This window comes from Desulforhabdus sp. TSK (assembly GCF_022836495.1).
Lineage (GTDB): Bacteria > Desulfobacterota > Syntrophobacteria > Syntrophobacterales > Syntrophobacteraceae > Desulforhabdus.
This window is the reverse complement of the sequence record NZ_BQXM01000099.1, coordinates 1-857: the sequence shown is the minus strand read 5'-3', so window position 1 is coordinate 857 and position 857 is coordinate 1. Positions and strand designations below refer to the sequence as shown.

At 48.1% G+C, this 857-nt stretch carries 1 protein-coding gene; it reads right to left on the bottom strand.

What is annotated here, in order from left to right; translation table 11 throughout:
* Positions 1-736, bottom strand: a 736-nt coding sequence (locus MWC30_RS21665) for a transposase (protein ID WP_244086280.1), incomplete at its 3' end; no start/stop codon positions are given.
* Positions 737-857: the final 121 nt, after the last annotated feature.

Here is an 857-nt window from a genome sequence, read left to right as displayed (position 1 = left end):
CAATGGAGAGTTTTTCAAAGATCTTGAACAGTTTCTGGTCAAAAAATCCACTATCCATGCGGATGATGATGGGGACGTCCTCGCTGTAGTGCCGCCGGATCAGACCAACCACATGGCAAACCATCTTTTCGACGGTGTCGCCGTGGTTGCTGTGTTTCTTCCCTCCGCGAAACACGGCATCGATGAGAAAACGTCCCCAAGTCATCTGAAGAGGTTGAAATCCCGTCACATTTTTATAGGTCGGCTGAACACCATGGCGTACACTAGCCTCTGAATTGTCCATCACCATGGTGTCGATGCCAAGCTCTATTATTTCGGGTTTCGTCAGCCGAAGGCGCCAAAGGAAAAGCTGTTGAAGAATACGGCGAAACAACCAGATTCGAAACCAGGAGAAGGCCTTGAAAAAGCGCTTCACCGAATGGGATGAAAGCATCGCTCCCGCCTCGGTTTCGATGGTTGCCGCATAACCGGGATCCTTTTTCAGTGAATCGAAGTGGCTCAGGTGCATGCTCGTGCCATCCACAAGGAAGCACAGGATCTGCTTGAAGATTTCCGCGACAGCCTGACCTTTGTTGTTTTTCCTGATGCCTCCAAACAACCGTTCGAGGTGCGAAAACAATTGTATCCCGTACACATAACGTACAAACAGCTGCAAACCTCCCCTCGATGTCAATGTATCGGTGGTACATTCCGCTGAGTGAATCTTACATTTGCGCTCTTGAGCTTTAGCGGTCATAATGACCTCCTACCCTTTGGGTTGAGTTGAATCCGAACAAATTCTCGGCAAAGTCTTTGTCGATTCAACAACATACTCCAAAGGGTAGATTCTTTAAATCCCAAAATCGCTCAATTTAGGT